The organism is Providencia sp. UF-183 (assembly GCF_058246155.1).
The window spans coordinates 154,960-170,508 of record NZ_JBSICD010000002.1; the positions used below are offsets into that span (position 1 = coordinate 154,960).

Genomic DNA, 15,549 nt, shown 5'->3' on the forward strand with positions numbered 1-15,549 from the left:
TATTTATTTAGGATCCACTTATGCGACGTAAACAACAGGCTCAGTTTCCACTGCTCCTACTTGATGAGGGGTATATAAAAGAAAATGTTTATCATACTATTCGCAATGCAATCTTAGATGGGCGCATTGCATCAGGTGTTAAACTCCCCTCTTCACGCGCTTTGGCTGAAATGATGTCTATCTCGCGTAACTCAGTCATTGCGGGTTTTGAGAGGTTAATTGATGAGGGATATCTGTATTCAAAAAAAGGTTCTGGCACTTATGTATCAGCTAATATCCCTGATGAATTAGTTCGCTCAGTCAGCCCATTGCAATTGAGTGAGCAGCCTGAATATTCTGCACTTAATCTTAATCCCAAGGTCGCAACATTGACGAAGCTGTGGGATCAATCACGACCAAAAACACAATCACACCAAATGTTCAATATTGGTATTGGTTGTGTTGATCAGTTTCCCCATGAACTTTGGGGAAGATTATTAGGCCGAGTTTGGCGGAAATCGAAACAAACTATTCCTTATTTCAACCACCCTGATGGTTTTACACCTCTAAAAAAATTACTGGTGGATTATGTACATTCTACCCGCGGCGTTCACTGCAAAGAAAAACAAATTATTATTGTCAATGGAACCCAACAGGCAATTAACTTAGCAGCGAAGGTGCTGTTGCAACAAGGAGATAAAGTTTGGCTGGATGATCCTGGATATGACAGTGCTCGCGCTATTTTAACCGCAGCAGGAGCTGAAATTTCCCCAATTCCATCGGATCATGAAGGAATGGATATCGCCTATGGTGCGAAACACCATGGAGATGCCAAATTAGTCTACACAGCACCTTCTCATCAATTTCCTCTTGGTACGACCTTAAGCCTTGCGCGTCGTTTAGCATTACTTGATTGGGCTCAGCAAAATAACGCATGGATTTTTGAAGATGACTATAACAGTGAATTTCGCTTTTTATCTAAGCCAATTCAAGCCTTGCAAGGGTTAGATAATCACCAACGTGTCATTTATGCAGGTACATTTTCAAAAATGATGTACCCAGGGTTTCGCTTAGGTTTTTTAATTGTGCCAGAAATTCTGAGTGAGGCATTTACCATGATGAAATATTACAGTGATAGTCATTGTGGATACTTAGAGCAAGCCTCTTTAGCGCAATTTATTCAAGAAGGCCATTATGCTCGCCATGTACGTAAAATCAGGAAAATATGCCATGATAGGCAGAACGCTTTTTTCAATGCCGTTAATCTGTATCTTCCTCATTTATTTGAGGTACAAATGACAGATTCGGGAATACACACAGTATGTTGGATAAAAGCTGGATACGATATTAACCTCATACTTGAACAATGCCGCTTATTAGGTTTTGGCGCTCAGCCTTTATCTCGATATTGCATTAACAGCAACAAACAAAATGCCATTTTATTTGGTTATGCCGCTCATACAGAAACCGATATTGTGCAGAATGTAAAGTTACTGAGTGAGCAGATAAATAAGATATACCCAAGCTAAACAAAGAAGATTTTGCGCTTTTATCTGATAGTCAGATTTTTGTTAAGCTTTATAACTATACCTTAATGACATTCTTTCATTTATGTTGAGGTATTTTAATGATGCAAACAAACTACCCCTATGAATATGAAGTGGGTGATATTGTTTTTACTAGTATTGGTACCGAATTATTTCGCCAAATTGCTTCAGCCTCTTTATGTTGGAGCAACCATGTCGGTATGATCATTGGGCACGATGGTGACGATTATTTAATCGCTGAAAGCCGTGTGCCCTTATCGACAACCACGACACTTTCGCGTTTCATCGCTCGTTCAGCAGATAAACGTTATAGTGTGCGCCGTTTTGCTCAAACATTAACACAAGATCAAAAAAATGCCTTAGTTGCACAAGTCCCTGCGCGTTTAAATAAGTTTTACCACACCGGCTTTAATTATGATTCACCAAGGCAATTTTGTTCTAAATTTGTCTTTGATATCTACCAATCTGCCTTATCAGTACAAATTGGCGAAATTGAAACGTTTGAAGAATTATTAACAAAAAATCCGAATGCAAAGTTAAATTTTTGGAAGCTCTGGTTTATTGGACAAATACCTTGGGAGCGCACCACTGTAACTCCTGCAAGCCTTTGGAATCACCCTGAACTATCGTTGATTTACCGCAGCCACGAAGATATTCATTAATCGCTGAAATAGAATATACACTGAGCCACCACTAATACGCAAAGTGGCTTAGTGTATTCTGGATAAGCTAATGTTGTGATTATTTTTTCTTGTTTAACATCGATTTCAAATCAGCAAACGGGTTATACGTTGCCGCTTCAATGTCATCTTGTGCATCTTCCCCTGCCACTACATTGGTACCATACATGTCTGCTTCTGTGTATTTTGAATGCTCATGGTCATGGCAAAATAAACATAATAGTTCCCAATTGCTGCCATCTTCGGGGTTATTGGTATGATCATGGTCGATATGGTGAACGGTTAATTCGCGTAAATTTGAGTACACAAACTCGCGAGTGCAACGTCCACACACCCACGGATAAATTTTGAGGGCTTTTTCACGATAGCCGCTTTCTAAGCGCGCATAGTTTTTAGGGATCAGAGCCATTGCCGACATTCCTATTTCAAAAAAGTAATTTAATAATAATTCACCTAATATACCTCACATTAGAACGAAATAAGAAATTCAAGGCAATAAAAAACCCAGATATTGATTCTGGGTTTCTCTTGGTTACCAATATTTGGATATATTACCTATTTAACAACTCTCTGCGAATAATCTCAGCCCCTGCACTTAAGGCATTAAGTTTGCCCGTCGCAACTTGGCGCGACAATGGTGCCATACCACAGTTTGTCGATGGGTACAGCTTATCTGCATCCACAAATTGTAGTGCTTTACGTAACGTATTAGCGACCTCTTCTGGCGTTTCGATGATATTGCTTGCCACATCAATCGCCCCAACCATCACTTTTTTGCCACGGATAAGCTCAATCAAATCCATTGGAACATGGGAGTTATGACATTCCAGTGAAATAATATCGATATTCGACGTTTGCAGTTTCGGGAACGCTTCTTCATATTGGCGCCACTCAGAACCCAGCGTCTTCTTCCAGTCTGTATTGGCTTTAATGCCGTATCCATAACAGATATGCACTGCCGTTTCACATTTCAGGCCTTCAATCGCTCTTTCCAGCGCCGCCACACCCCAATCGTTCACCTCATCAAAAAACACATTAAACGCCGGCTCATCAAACTGAATGATATCAACACCGGCAGCTTCAAGTTCTTTTGCTTCTTGATTCAAAATCTTCGCAAATTCCCATGCCAATTTTTCACGGCTTTTATAATGGTTATCATACAGCGTATCAATCATTGTCATTGGGCCAGGTAATGCCCATTTAATCGGCTGTTTCGTTAACTTGCGTAAAAATTTAGCATCTTCAACAAAAACAGGTCGTTGGCGTTCAACGGCTCCAACGACGGTTGGTACGCTCGCATCATAACGGTCACGGATTTTAACCACTTCACGTTTTTCAAAATCAACACCACTGAGGTGTTCAATAAATGTAGTCACAAAATGTTGACGGGTTTGCTCGCCATCACTCACGATATCAATCCCAGCACGTAGCTGATCTTCGAGGGATAAACGCAGTGCATCTTGCTTTCCCTCAATTAATTCTTCATTTTGCAGCTTCCAAGGAGACCAAAGGGTCTCAGGCTGAGCCAGCCAAGAAGGCTTTGGTAAACTGCCAGCGGTAGATGTTGGTAATAATGTTTTCATAATAATTGACCTTAAATTTTTATAATTAATTAGAGTGCGTAGCTAGCAGACCATTGCTCTAGAATATGTTTATAGGGCTCAATAAAATGCTCTTCTGTATATTTCCCCTGCTCAATAGCCAATCGGCTACGTTCTTCGCGATCATAAACAATTTTGGTTAACGAATAATCTTGATTCGTTAAGCTTGGTTGATAACATTGTCCTGCAACAGAATTTGCATTATAAATTTCTGGGCGATAAATTTTTTGGAATGTTTCCATCGTACTGATCGTGCTAATCAGTTCAAGATTGCTGTAATCACTCAGTAAATCACCTGTAAAATAGAAGGCCAATGGCGCAACACTATTTTGTGGCATAAAGTAACGGACCTGTAACCCCATCTTTTTAAAGTATTGATCCGTTAATGAAGCCCCATTTTGCTGATATTCGATACCTAATACAGGGTGTTGATTACCCGTACGATGATAAACATCTTTATTTGAGACACTTAAACAAATGACTGGCGCCTTATTAAAGTGCGCTTTGTATTCGTTCGAGTTAACAAAATATTTAAAGATATTCCCATGCAAATCGCCAAATTTTTCAGGAATACTAAAGTTTGCTTGGTCTTTATTATGGTCGAGCAATAAAACACTGAAATCATAGTCTCGGACATAAGAAGAAAAGTTATTTCCAACAATCCCCTCTGTGCGTTGTCCCGTTTTGTTATCAACAATGTTCGTTTTTAATATTTCAATCACAGGGAACGTATTGGCTTTATTTTCAACACTCATTTCCACAGAAATAATTTCCAACTCGATTGAATAACGGTCACTTTTCGGGTTATCCCAATAGGCTAATGTATTAAAACGGTTGTTCATCATGACAAGCGTGTTACGCAAATTTTCTTGGCGATTTTTCCCTCTGGCTAAGTTAGCAAAGTTCGTTGTTATACGTGTATTTTCAGAAGGATTATAATTTTCGTCAAAAAGACTACTTTTAATCGTAAATGTAAAATTTTTGTTCATCGTCTTGTCGCACCCTAAGTTCCAAGATGGAAACTAAATTGACTTCTTGATTTTTTAGAAGTTTTTGTTTCTCATTCATCAATCTTTATGTTGTAAATAAGTTAATTTGTTAGCGTTATCTAATTTATGCCAGAGCTGTTGAATGAGTGAAAGCGACTTAATTTCACTACAACATGAATGAAATTCATGATCATTGGTATGACTGATTTTGTGCGGTATTTAGATCTGTATCACATAATTTAGATTAAAAAGGTATAAGCCAAAAAGATGAGCTAAACATAATTATTGGTCAGGATTAGCGACAAAGAAGCCTAGGTTGATATTTCGGTATTCAGATTTTATGCACCAAAAAAGGCACTCGCCCCCGAGTGCCTTTTGACTACAACTCACTGAATATAAAGTAAATTACACCTATTCAGCGGTCCTGGTACTAGTGCGGATTAGGTAATCAAAGGCGCTAAGTGCGGCGATCTAAAATGCATTTATATAATTGATATAAAAGGATTTAATCAATAGTCAATGTCCACATATTGACCACACTTATAAAGCCTCTTTTGACGAGAGGCTTTTTATTTTGCTTATTTTTCAATGGGTGGAAGGAGTTTTTTAGATTGTTAGAACAAGGGTTCAACAATGCGATCTTTGTTCAGCTAATTTTTCTAATAAAATACCTTCGAAATCTTCTAGTTTAGAAGCTTGAATCACTAATCCTAAGTTATTTGGTATTGTTGAAATCGCAATAGGTTTATCTGCTATTGGAATATTTATAACTCGGACTTCTCCCGTAGCTATATGTTGTGGCCCCGCATAGAGAGTACCTAAAAGAGCGATTCTTGAGCCTGCACAAAGATTGCCATTTTTATCAATAAAACTACCTATATTAGCTAAAAATACAGGAGAGCCACTTGAACCAGGGAAACATGCGGCATCAATCATAAATTCAAATTTATCGTTGTATGGCAGCTTAGCGTGGGTTGCTGTAATACCTTTTCTGATTATTGGTAAATTATGTTTTTCGTCCCAAATACCATTAGGGTACCCAATCATAATTATATCTTCCATAGAACTCAATGTAGATAATAAAGTATCATCTGCAAGATTCTCTTTTCTTAGGCGGACACTATAAAATTTTTTACCATCCATTTCTAATTGGCGAAAAATAGGTGCTAAAGGAAAAATAGCAAGGTCAACATCTAGCTCTGGATGTTTAATCCACATTGATTCAAAATTATTGAACAAAATTGCCATATAGTTACCTAGATCTATTGAACCATCATCTTTTTGCAACGTTAAATGAAATTTCCCTTCTTTTGAACCATTAATAACATGCTTATTTGTCACTATACATGGGACACTAAAATCTCCATCCACAAGAAAATCAAAAAAATAACCAGTTCCAGAGGAAACTCCCTCATCAGTTAAAGATTCAATTCTTAAAGTACTGTGTATAAGCTGTTCAATTGGGCTAACGTAATTTTCCATTTCATTCCTCATTCAAATATTTTCACATTCACACTTATACTAAAACTGGGGGTTAAAGATTTTACTATCAACTATAACACCAGTTAATTATAAACAATTTAATAATAACTCAAACAAACAAATATACTGCATTTAACTTTATAACCACTAATTATAGCTTACTTGTTATATTCAATGGTTTTTTATTTCATTTGATGAAAACTTTTATTTTTATAAAATTTATTATTTTAAATAATGCCTTGTTATCACCTACTAACATGAAATATAATATTATTTTGTTTTTCATGAAAGCTCATGAGATGATTTCAAAACTTCCATGTTTAATCAAAAACAAGTAAAGCTCAGGAAAAAAACCATTATCATTAATAAGTTAAAAACACATGAAAATCATAACTGCTCAATAAAAACCCTATTTTAAGTCAAGTTTTAAATATTTTGTGATAATGACCAAATAAATGATTTATAAAGTTGTATTAAATACTAAAGGACATATTATGAAAAAATTGATTTTACTATTAGCTTCCATGTTATTTTCCATAAATACTTTTGCAAATCCTGTGTTTATAACCTATGCCTTTTTTAAGGGGACAGAGTATATTAGCCTTACTGATTCAACAATTGATGCTTTTAATCAAGCTCATAAAATAAATAAATTTTTCTCAATTACATCCACACTGAAAGAAGAAAAAACAGGGTATCTTGATTCAATATTCACAATAAGTAAAACAAAAGGAATTTGCGAAAATGAAAATAAACTAGTTGACTTTATTGAAAATAAAAATAAAAAAAAGAAATGGACTGACTCAATATTAATTGAAATAGGGGAATATAAATCATGCAAATATGCGGTAAAATCTTCCATTTTAGATGTTAATAAAAATTTTTGTTTGGGTATTAAAAACTCTTTAGAGCATCCTCAACATACTGTTGATTATCTATATATAAATACACCAGATAATCAGGAATGCAATAGAGAAAAAAACAATATTGTATTTATTATTGCAGGAGCCTCTTAATACATATAATTAATTTTTATAGTTACCTATTGATTATATAGATAGTTTAAAAATTAAAAAACAACTTAAGTTAGATTTTCATTAATATTCTTATGAAACATCTCCATCTGTTTCTCTCCCCGATGTGATTTAGGTAACTTATCCATCGGGATTTCAAATCCCTCAGGCAACTCTTGTGGGATTGTTTTTGTTAGATAGATTTCCACTGAGGTTATTGTCGTAAAAGAACAACCACACAACATATTTTGGCATTGGTGATAGCTTCTACGGGTTTCACTACTCATGGATTTACTGGTTTTGGTATAAGTCACAGCGCCACACTTTGGATAATTGAACGCCATTTTATAACCTTGGGTTATGGGTATACCTGACGTTATTATAATCAATTATCCGTTGTTTTACTCCTCATCCATCATATCAATGTCTTTGATTTTTATTTCAAGTTCCAAATGGGTGATAAACCCGTTCCCATCAATGGTGTGTGTCACTCGGCTAATCACCCACTGGTGACTATCAATGGTCGGTTTAAAGCCAGTTACCGTGACGGGAATTTCAGGGTATAGGTCTGCGCGCCCCTCAGCCAAAGTGATATTAAACTCTGCTACGCCCCTTTGTAATTTTGACCACTTGGCTGCGGCGGCACGTTTAGCGGATTGCTCGTTTTTAAAGGCCAGTCACTTTGGATAACACTTAATTTACGCACAAAAAAAGGCACTCGCCCCCGAGTGCCTTTTGACTACAACTCACTGAATATAAAGTAAATTACACCTATTCAGCGGTTCTGGTACTTGTGCGGATTAGGTAATCAAAGGCGCTAAGTGCGGCTTTGGCCCCTTCTCCGGCTGAAATGATAATTTGCTTGTAAGGCACTGTTGTACAGTCACCTGCGGCAAAGATGCCTTTTACGCTGGTTTCATTACGTGCATCAATTTCAATCTCGCCCATACGGTTTCTTGCGACTGTATCGCCTAACCAATTGGTATTTGGCAATAAACCGATTTGTACAAATGCACCTGCAACTTCTAAAGAATGCACACTTTCATCTGTACGGTCTTTGTATTCAAGACTAGTCATTTTGCTACCATCCCCTTTAACTTCAAGGGTTTGTGCATTCACAATAATATCGACATTTTTCAGGCTGCGTGCTTTTTGCTGTAACACAGAATCGGCTTTTAGTTCTGGCGCAAATTCAAGTACCGTTACATGGTCAACCACACCCGCTAAATCAATCGCGGCTTCAATACCTGAGTTTCCGCCACCAATAACCGCAACGCGTTTACCTTTAAATAATGGGCCGTCACAGTGTGGGCAGAATGTGACGCCTTTGGTGCGATACTCTTGCTCTCCCGGAACGCCCATGTTTCTCCAGCGCGCACCTGTCGAAATAATAATACTGCGGGATTTTAAAATACCACCAGAAACGGTTTCGATTTGGTGTAACCCCCCTGCTTCAGCGGCAGGAATTAATTTAGCAACTGATTGGCCATCAATAACATCAACATCATAGCTATCAACGTGGTTTTTCAACGCACCTGCAAAAATGGCACCTTCTGTTTTGATAACGGAAATATAGTTTTCAATATCAACCGTATCCATCACTTGGCCACCAAAGCGTTCACCGATAACACCAGTGCGGATACCTTTACGTGCAGTGTAAATTGCTGCGGATGCCCCCGCAGGCCCACTACCAATGACTAATACTTCAAAAGGTTCGCGCTCCGTTAATGACTTAGCAGCACGGGCATCGGCATTGGTATCAACTTTGCTAACAATTTCACTTAATGTCATGCGGCCTTGGCCAAATTCTTTGCCATTTAAGTAAACCGCAGGAACTCCCATCACATTGCGCTCATCAATTTCATGTTGGAAAAGCGCGCCATCAATTGCAGTATGGCTGATGTTAGGGTTTAAAACTGCCATTAAGTTTAATGCCTGAACAACATCTGGGCAGTTATGGCAAGATAATGAATAATACGTTTCGAACTGGAACTCGCCTTCTAGGCCTTTTACTTGTTCCAGTAACTCTTGCGCTTCTTTCGATGGATGACCACCAATTTGCAATAACGCCAGCACCAGAGAGGTAAATTCGTGTCCCAGTGGCGACCCTGCAAAACGCAAGCCGCTATCAACACCTGGGTTAGTAATTAAAAATGATGGCGTTCTTATCGCACTATTGCGTTCTTCACGCACACTCACTTTGTCAGACAGCGATGCAATTTGGTCGAGCAATTGCTTAATTTCGTTTGATTTTTGGCTGTCGTCTAAATTGGCAACTAATTCAACGGGTTTAGTTAAACGTTCTAAATAGGCTTTTAATTGGGCCTGTAAATTGTTGTCGAGCATGTAATCCCCTTTAATTTTAATCATAAAATCGGGTACATATACCCGTCATACTGCAAGTTACAGGCAAGGCATCATTGCACTAAACGCCTGTAACTCGAGTCATCTAATAATCAATCAAAAGATTAATTAGATTTTGCCGACTAAATCTAAAGATGGAGACAATGTTGCATCACCTTCTTTCCATTTAGCTGGGCAAACTTCACCTGGGTGGCTTGCAACGTATTGAGCAGCTTTCACTTTACGCAGTAAATCTGCTGCATCACGGCCGATACCTTCAGCAGTGATTTCAATCGCTTGGATGATGCCTTGTGGGTCAACGACGAATGTACCACGGTCTGCTAAGCCTTCAGCTTCACGCATATTTTCAAAGTTACGTGTCAATGCGCCTGTTGGGTCACCGATCATTGCATATTTGATTTTACCGATAGTGTCTGAGCTTGCGTGCCATGCTTTATGGGTAAAATGTGTGTCGGTAGAAACAGAGAAAATTTCAACACCTAATTTTTGGAATTCTTCGTAATGGTCTGCAACGTCACCCAATTCAGTTGGGCAAACAAACGTAAAGTCAGCTGGATAAAAGAAGAAAACACTCCATTTACCTGCAACGTCTTTTTCAGAAACTTCGATGAATTTGCCGTCTTTAAATGCTTGGTTTGTAAATGGTTTGATTTGAGTATTAATTAATGACATATGATGTTCTCCTGTTTGGTTGCCTATTAAGTTACTGTTTTGCAGTGACTTAATCCAATCAGTACGCGCTATCGATTTGATAGGTACAATCTAATCATTTATTAATAATTGATAGGTGATGCATTAAAACGCTTACTGAGATATTCAGCAAGCGTTTTATTTTTAAGCGAGCAATTTAGGAAGGTATTAAGCCATTGTGGCAATGGTTTTGCGAAAACGAATTAAGGCGAGGGTAAAGAACACGCTTCCGATAACCAGTAAAATTGCAAACTGGGACCAAACAATCTGAAAACCTGCCCCACGATACAAAATAGCCTGTGCAAGGCTCACAAAGTGGGTAGTCGGCATCGTTAACATAATATCTTGCACTAATTGTGGCATACTTTCCCGCGCCGTCATCCCACCAGAAAGCATATTCAATGGCAATAAGACTAAAATCATTAATAACCCAAACTGTGGCATTGAACGGGCGATTGTCCCCATAAAAATACCTATGGACGTTGTCGCAAAAAGGCTTAATGCCACACCACACATAAAGAGCAAAATCGAGCCTTCGATTGGGACTTGCAACAGTGTTTTCACCACCAGCATCAATGAAACCCCTGAAGCAATCAGCACCACCAATCCCATTGACCATATTTTAGACATCATGATCTCAAAAGGCGTCAATGGCATCACCATAAGGTGCTCAACCGTGCCATGCTCTCGTTCACGGATCAACGCAGCTCCAGTTAAAACAATCGATAACATGGTGATATTATTGATAATTGCCATCACTGAACCAAACCACGATTGCGTTAAGTTAGGGTTAAAGCGCATCCGCACTTCCAAATCAACGGGTAGGCTCGCATTGCTGCGGTATTTTGCTAAGAACTCATTAACCTCACCAAGGGTAATATTTTGAATGTAGCTGTTCCCTAAAAACGCTTGGCTCATGCGAGTTGCATCAATATTCACTTGAATTTCAGGGCTCCTACCCGCCAAGACATCCCGTTGAAAATTAGGCGGAATATCTAAGGCAAAAGTATATGAACCCCGATTGAGCAAACCATCTATTTGGTCAGGTGTGATATCCGCAGGTGGCAAAAAGTAAGGAGCATAAAAGCTATTGATAATACGGTTGGATAACTGCGATTTATCTTGGTCTGCAATAGCAATCGGCGCATTGTGCAATGAGCCTGGCGTTACCGTTGCAGATGAATAAATCGAAACCGTAAAAGCGAAAACAATCAACGCCAGCATCGCTTTATCTCGCCCTAAACTTCGTAACTCTTTGACACCTAAATTAAAGATATTTTGAATTTTACGTATCATCATTAGGACTCCTGTTTTTTCAGGAACAACACGCTCAGCCCGATGACGAGAGGAACCGTAATCAACAACGGGATAAATGAGGCCTGTAAATCAAACAAATTAAGGCCTTTAGAGAAGGTCCCACGCGTAATAGTGAGGAAGTGTGAGGTCGGATAAACCATGCCCACCCAACGCCCCATTCCCTCTAATGATGACACTGGGTCAATCATTCCAGAAAACTGTGTTGCAGGGATTAATGTGATGATCGATGTACCAAAAATAGCGGCAATCTGGCTTTTCATAAAGCAAGAAATCAACAAGCCAATCCCTGTCGCAATACTAACGTACAAAAATGCAGCCAAGGTTAACGTTAAAAAGCTGCCCTTGAATTCCACGCCAAAAATATACACCGACAAAATACAAAGCAGTACGAAGTTAAACATCCCTAATAGAATATAGGGGAGCTGTTTACCCAGTAAAAACTCTAATTTGGTGATCGGGGTGACATAAAGGTTAATGATTGAACCGAGCTCTTTTTCACGTACCACACTTAGTGCACTTAACATGGCTGGGATCATCATTAATAACAATGGGATAACAGCAGGTACAATCGCGGGTAAGCTGCGTACATCAGGGTTATAACGGTACCGTGTTTCTATATCGATAGCAGGCATACCTGCTACACCTACAGGTTGGCGCGCAGCCATGGTACTTAACCATGCAAGGTGCATTGCTTGTACATAACCACGAACTGTCTCTGCGCGGTTTGGCATTGCGCCGTCTATCCAAACACCGATTTTCACATTATTACCACGGGCAATATCTCGAGCAAAATTCGGCGGTATTTCAATAGCAACCGTAATTTGCCCGCTGCGCATACCTTCTTCGAGTTCGTCATAATCTTGAAGAGGTGGTTGTTCAATAAAATAACGGGAGCCTGCAAGGTTTAACGTATAACCCTGGCTCAGACCTGTCTGGTCACGGTCTAACACGGAAAAACGTAAGTTTTCAACGTCCATACTGATCCCGTATCCCATAATAAACATCAGGATCACCGTACCCAGTAAAGCAAGCGTCGAACGAACAGGGTCTCGCCGTAACTCCATCCCTTCACGAATTGAATAACTGAATAAGCGACGTAAACTAAAACGTTTTTTTAATGCTTCCGTGGCTTGCTCTTTGAGTTCAGGATCAACATGGAACTCGGGCGCCGTTTCCGTTCCTTGCCCTGCATCACCGACTGCATCTTGTAAATAAGCAATGAACGTTTCTTCAAGTGTCGCTAAACCACGCTTTTTGGTGAGGTTGGCAGGGGTATCGCAATCTAGCACTTTACCTGCATGCATTAGCGATATCCGGTCACAACGCTCCGCTTCGTTCATAAAGTGTGTGGAGATAAAAATTGTGACACCGTCACGTCTCGATAAATCCACCATCAAATTCCAGAACATGTCTCTGGCAACAGGGTCAACCCCCGATGTTGGCTCATCCAGTATCAGCATTTCAGGTTCATGGATCACGGCAACCGCTAAGGATAAACGTTGGCGAATGCCTAATGGTAAGTCATCAGGCATGGTATCCCTGACTTCATCGAGCTCAAACCGTTGGCACATGTCATCAACACGACGCGCAATTTTGTTTTCTGGAATATGGAACAGTTTTGCGTGTAGCACCAGGTTTTGCTCCACACTTAATTCACTGTACAGTGAAAATGCTTGTGACATATATCCAACACGTTTACGCGTTTCGATATCCTTCGGGTCAATCTCCTGCCCAAATAACCAAGCCTGACCTTCACTGGCCTGCAACAGCCCGGTCAGCATCTTCATGGTTGTTGATTTACCACATCCATTTGAGCCTAAGAAACCAAAAATCTCCCCTTTTGGAATTTTAAAATTCACGTGATCAACAGCAACGAAGTTACCAAAACGCATAGTTAAATCCTGCGCTTCAATCGCGATAACGTCATCTTTCGAGGTGTCTCTCGGCGGAATGATAACTTTCTTATGGCCACTGCGTTTTTCTTCTGGTAGTAACTCGATAAAGGCCGCTTCAAGGTCATCACATTGTGTTTGCGCTTTTAACTCCGAAGCATGGCCTGTGGCTAGCACTTTTCCATCATCCATCGCGACTAGCCAATCAAACCGTTCCGCTTCTTCCATGTAGGCGGTTGCCACCAGTACGCTCATGTTGGTTTGACGCAGACGAATACGGTCAATTAAGTCCCAAAATTGGGCGCGAGATAAAGGGTCAACCCCTGTAGTGGGCTCATCAAGAATTAATAAATCAGGATCATGGATTAATGCACAACATAGCCCGAGTTTTTGTTTCATCCCACCAGATAGCTTACCTGCGGGTCTATCTTTAAATGGTGCTAACCCCGTGCTTTCGAGCAAATCTTGAATGCGATACTCCCTTTCCGCCTTTGATTGCCCAAATAAGCGCCCAAAAAAGTCCACATTTTCATAAACGGATAACGTATGGTAGAGGTTTTTACCGAGTCCTTGAGGCATGTAGGCAATGCGAGGACATACCGCACGGCGGTGATCGACATCATTCATATCACCATCAAGTACAATCACATTTCCTTGCTGAATAGCCCGCGCTCCCGCTATTAATGAAATTAAGCTGGATTTCCCCACGCCATCTGGCCCTATCAACCCCACCATCTTGCGAGCTGGGATAGCAAGCACAATGTCATCCAATGCACAATTATCACCATAATGCTGGCTGACATGCTGTATATCAATGATCACATCATCCATCAGTTTATTGGTCATTGTGGTAATCTCACCTCAAGTTCAGCTGGCCAAGATTCATTGGAGTCTAAACGCACATAAGCTTTACCTGGCAGACCTGTTTTCACATATTCAAGGTGTTGCTCGAGTAATTCAGGGGAGATACGCGCACGAACGCGGAACATCAGTTTTAAGCGTTCGTTTTGTGTTTCAACAGTTTTGGGGGTGAACTGGGCAACGCTGGCAACAAACGTGGTTTTTGCGGGAATAACAATGTTGGGTGCGGCATCAAGAATAATATGTACATCGCTTCCCAGCGCCACTTTCCCAGCATCTTCAGTTGGTAGGAAGAAAGTCATGTATACATCGCTTAAATCCACCATATTCAATACACGACCGCCCGCCCCAAGGACTTCACCTGGTTCTGCGACGCGGTATTGAATGCGCCCATTGCGAGGTGCTTTTAAAATGCTGTCATCTAAATCAGCCATGATGCGACGCTCTGTAGCAGTTGCGGCATCAACTCGGTTTTTAGCTTGCACAATACCTGCACTTGCCGAGTCAATCGCAGATGTTGCTGCTGCAACTTGTGCTTTTGAGGCTTCTAACGCAGCACGTGAGCCCTGCATTTGTGCAGTATCATCATCAACTTGTTGTTGAGAAACAGCTTTGGTTCTTACCAATGCCCTTGAGCGATTAAGGCGTTTTTGCGCGGCATCAAGCTCCGCTTCACGTTGGCGCACCACGGCTTGCGCTGCCACTTTTTCACTTTTACGTTGAGCAAGTGCAGACTCTGCGGTGGTCACAGCACTAATGGCTTGACGTAATTGAGCTTGTACTTCATGCAGTTGTTCTTGGAGTGCCCGGGTATCCATGCGGGCTAATTCTTGCCCTTCTTTAACAAAATCCCCTTCTCTTACATTAATGGTTTCAATCCGACCAGCAGTTTTCGTTGCAATATCAATCTCTGTCGCTTCTATGCGCCCATTACTTTGCGCAAATCCAGCGGGTAACCCACCGGAATTCACGCTCCAGTAATAGAAGCCGCCAGCAACAATAATGAATATTAAAACGATGTAAAAAGATATTTTCTGCTTATTTATTTTCATACCATCCCTTTTCCATTAAATGAGAAAACAATGAACAACAATTATTTTTATTAACCTGATGAAATTAATAAAGCCACATAAC

General features: G+C 40.0%; 13 protein-coding genes and 1 pseudogene. 3 read left to right on the forward strand and 11 right to left on the reverse strand.

Translation table 11 applies throughout. From position 1 onward, the window contains the following. The first annotated feature begins 20 nt into the window (after positions 1-20). Both pdxR and AC4IFT_RS02180 read left to right on the forward strand, forming a co-directional pair. Entirely contained in the window at positions 21-1,508 is a 1,488-nt protein-coding gene (gene pdxR / locus AC4IFT_RS02175) for a MocR-like pyridoxine biosynthesis transcription factor PdxR (protein ID WP_490732604.1), read from the forward strand. Between the two features lie 101 nt (positions 1,509-1,609). Then, on the forward strand, positions 1,610-2,188 hold the full coding sequence (locus tag AC4IFT_RS02180; protein ID WP_490732843.1) for a YebB family permuted papain-like enzyme: 579 nt from the start codon (positions 1,610-1,612) through the stop codon (positions 2,186-2,188). A gap of 79 nt (positions 2,189-2,267) precedes the next feature. On the opposite strand, the gene yajD is transcribed toward AC4IFT_RS02180, so the two are convergent. The 4 genes from yajD to AC4IFT_RS02200 form a co-directional block, all read right to left on the reverse strand. After that, positions 2,268-2,615: an HNH nuclease YajD gene (yajD, locus tag AC4IFT_RS02185; RefSeq protein WP_219248137.1), complete on the reverse strand. Its 348-nt coding sequence runs from the start codon at positions 2,613-2,615 to the stop codon at positions 2,268-2,270. Positions 2,616-2,757: 142 nt separating this feature from the next. After that, complete coding sequence (locus AC4IFT_RS02190; RefSeq protein WP_490732602.1) at positions 2,758-3,789, reverse strand: methionine synthase; 1,032 nt, start codon at positions 3,787-3,789, stop codon at positions 2,758-2,760. Positions 3,790-3,818: 29 nt separating this feature from the next. Next, the gene (locus AC4IFT_RS02195) at positions 3,819-4,796 is read right to left on the reverse strand and encodes a DUF1852 domain-containing protein (RefSeq protein ID WP_490732600.1); all 978 of its coding nucleotides are present in this window, start codon (positions 4,794-4,796) and stop codon (positions 3,819-3,821) included. A gap of 627 nt (positions 4,797-5,423) precedes the next feature. Next, positions 5,424-6,278 (reverse strand): S1 family peptidase, encoded by an 855-nt coding sequence (locus AC4IFT_RS02200; protein WP_279169241.1) that lies wholly within the window; start codon positions 6,276-6,278, stop codon positions 5,424-5,426. A 494-nt stretch (positions 6,279-6,772) separates the two neighbouring features. Here AC4IFT_RS02200 and AC4IFT_RS02205 point away from each other — a divergent pair, with 494 nt between their 5' ends. Beyond that, positions 6,773-7,294 carry a hypothetical protein gene (locus AC4IFT_RS02205; protein WP_490750524.1) on the forward strand — a complete coding sequence of 174 codons (522 nt, stop codon included), beginning with the start codon at positions 6,773-6,775 and terminating at the stop codon, positions 7,292-7,294. Between the two features lie 65 nt (positions 7,295-7,359). Here the strand turns inward: AC4IFT_RS02205 and AC4IFT_RS02210 are convergent, their stop codons facing one another. The 7 genes and pseudogenes from AC4IFT_RS02210 to AC4IFT_RS02240 form a co-directional block, all read right to left on the reverse strand. Then, positions 7,360-7,635 carry an Ogr/Delta-like zinc finger protein gene (locus AC4IFT_RS02210; RefSeq protein WP_490750525.1) on the reverse strand — a complete coding sequence of 92 codons (276 nt, stop codon included), beginning with the start codon at positions 7,633-7,635 and terminating at the stop codon, positions 7,360-7,362. A 57-nt stretch (positions 7,636-7,692) separates the two neighbouring features. Next, positions 7,693-7,962: pseudogene (locus AC4IFT_RS02215) on the reverse strand (phage late control D family protein); the annotation flags it as partial. Between the two features lie 100 nt (positions 7,963-8,062). Next, on the reverse strand, positions 8,063-9,637 hold the full coding sequence (ahpF, locus tag AC4IFT_RS02220) for an alkyl hydroperoxide reductase subunit F (protein ID WP_490750526.1): 1,575 nt from the start codon (positions 9,635-9,637) through the stop codon (positions 8,063-8,065). Positions 9,638-9,763: 126 nt separating this feature from the next. Next, positions 9,764-10,327 (reverse strand): alkyl hydroperoxide reductase subunit C, encoded by a 564-nt coding sequence (gene ahpC, locus AC4IFT_RS02225; protein ID WP_206084249.1) that lies wholly within the window; start codon positions 10,325-10,327, stop codon positions 9,764-9,766. Between the two features lie 186 nt (positions 10,328-10,513). Continuing rightward, positions 10,514-11,638, reverse strand: coding sequence for an ABC transporter permease (locus AC4IFT_RS02230; protein WP_219249430.1), 1,125 nt, complete (start codon positions 11,636-11,638; stop codon positions 10,514-10,516). 5 nt (positions 11,639-11,643) lie between these two features. After that, positions 11,644-14,400, reverse strand: a complete 2,757-nt coding sequence (gene rbbA / locus AC4IFT_RS02235; RefSeq protein WP_490750527.1) for a ribosome-associated ATPase/putative transporter RbbA — start codon at positions 14,398-14,400, stop codon at positions 11,644-11,646. Further along, complete coding sequence (locus tag AC4IFT_RS02240; protein ID WP_490732587.1) at positions 14,397-15,467, reverse strand: HlyD family secretion protein; 1,071 nt, start codon at positions 15,465-15,467, stop codon at positions 14,397-14,399. Before AC4IFT_RS02240 ends, rbbA begins: the two co-directional genes overlap by 4 nt. Positions 15,468-15,549 lie beyond the last annotated feature (82 nt).

What these genes read in the sequence shown, in the direction of transcription:
- pdxR (WP_490732604.1), top strand. Translation starts at nt 21, where the DNA reads ATGCGACGTAAACAACAGGCTCAGTTTCCACTGCTCCTACTTGATGAG.
- AC4IFT_RS02180 (WP_490732843.1), top strand. Translation starts at nt 1,610, where the DNA reads ATGCAAACAAACTACCCCTATGAATATGAAGTGGGTGATATTGTTTTT.
- yajD (WP_219248137.1), bottom strand. Translation starts at nt 2,615, where the DNA reads ATGGCTCTGATCCCTAAAAACTATGCGCGCTTAGAAAGCGGCTATCGT.
- AC4IFT_RS02190 (WP_490732602.1), bottom strand. Translation starts at nt 3,789, where the DNA reads ATGAAAACATTATTACCAACATCTACCGCTGGCAGTTTACCAAAGCCT.
- AC4IFT_RS02195 (WP_490732600.1), bottom strand. Translation starts at nt 4,796, where the DNA reads ATGAACAAAAATTTTACATTTACGATTAAAAGTAGTCTTTTTGACGAA.
- AC4IFT_RS02200 (WP_279169241.1), bottom strand. Translation starts at nt 6,278, where the DNA reads ATGGAAAATTACGTTAGCCCAATTGAACAGCTTATACACAGTACTTTA.
- AC4IFT_RS02205 (WP_490750524.1), top strand. Translation starts at nt 6,773, where the DNA reads ATGAAAAAATTGATTTTACTATTAGCTTCCATGTTATTTTCCATAAAT.
- AC4IFT_RS02210 (WP_490750525.1), bottom strand. Translation starts at nt 7,635, where the DNA reads ATGGCGTTCAATTATCCAAAGTGTGGCGCTGTGACTTATACCAAAACC.
- ahpF (WP_490750526.1), bottom strand. Translation starts at nt 9,637, where the DNA reads ATGCTCGACAACAATTTACAGGCCCAATTAAAAGCCTATTTAGAACGT.
- ahpC (WP_206084249.1), bottom strand. Translation starts at nt 10,327, where the DNA reads ATGTCATTAATTAATACTCAAATCAAACCATTTACAAACCAAGCATTT.
- rbbA (WP_490750527.1), bottom strand. Translation starts at nt 14,400, where the DNA reads ATGACCAATAAACTGATGGATGATGTGATCATTGATATACAGCATGTC.
- AC4IFT_RS02240 (WP_490732587.1), bottom strand. Translation starts at nt 15,467, where the DNA reads ATGAAAATAAATAAGCAGAAAATATCTTTTTACATCGTTTTAATATTC.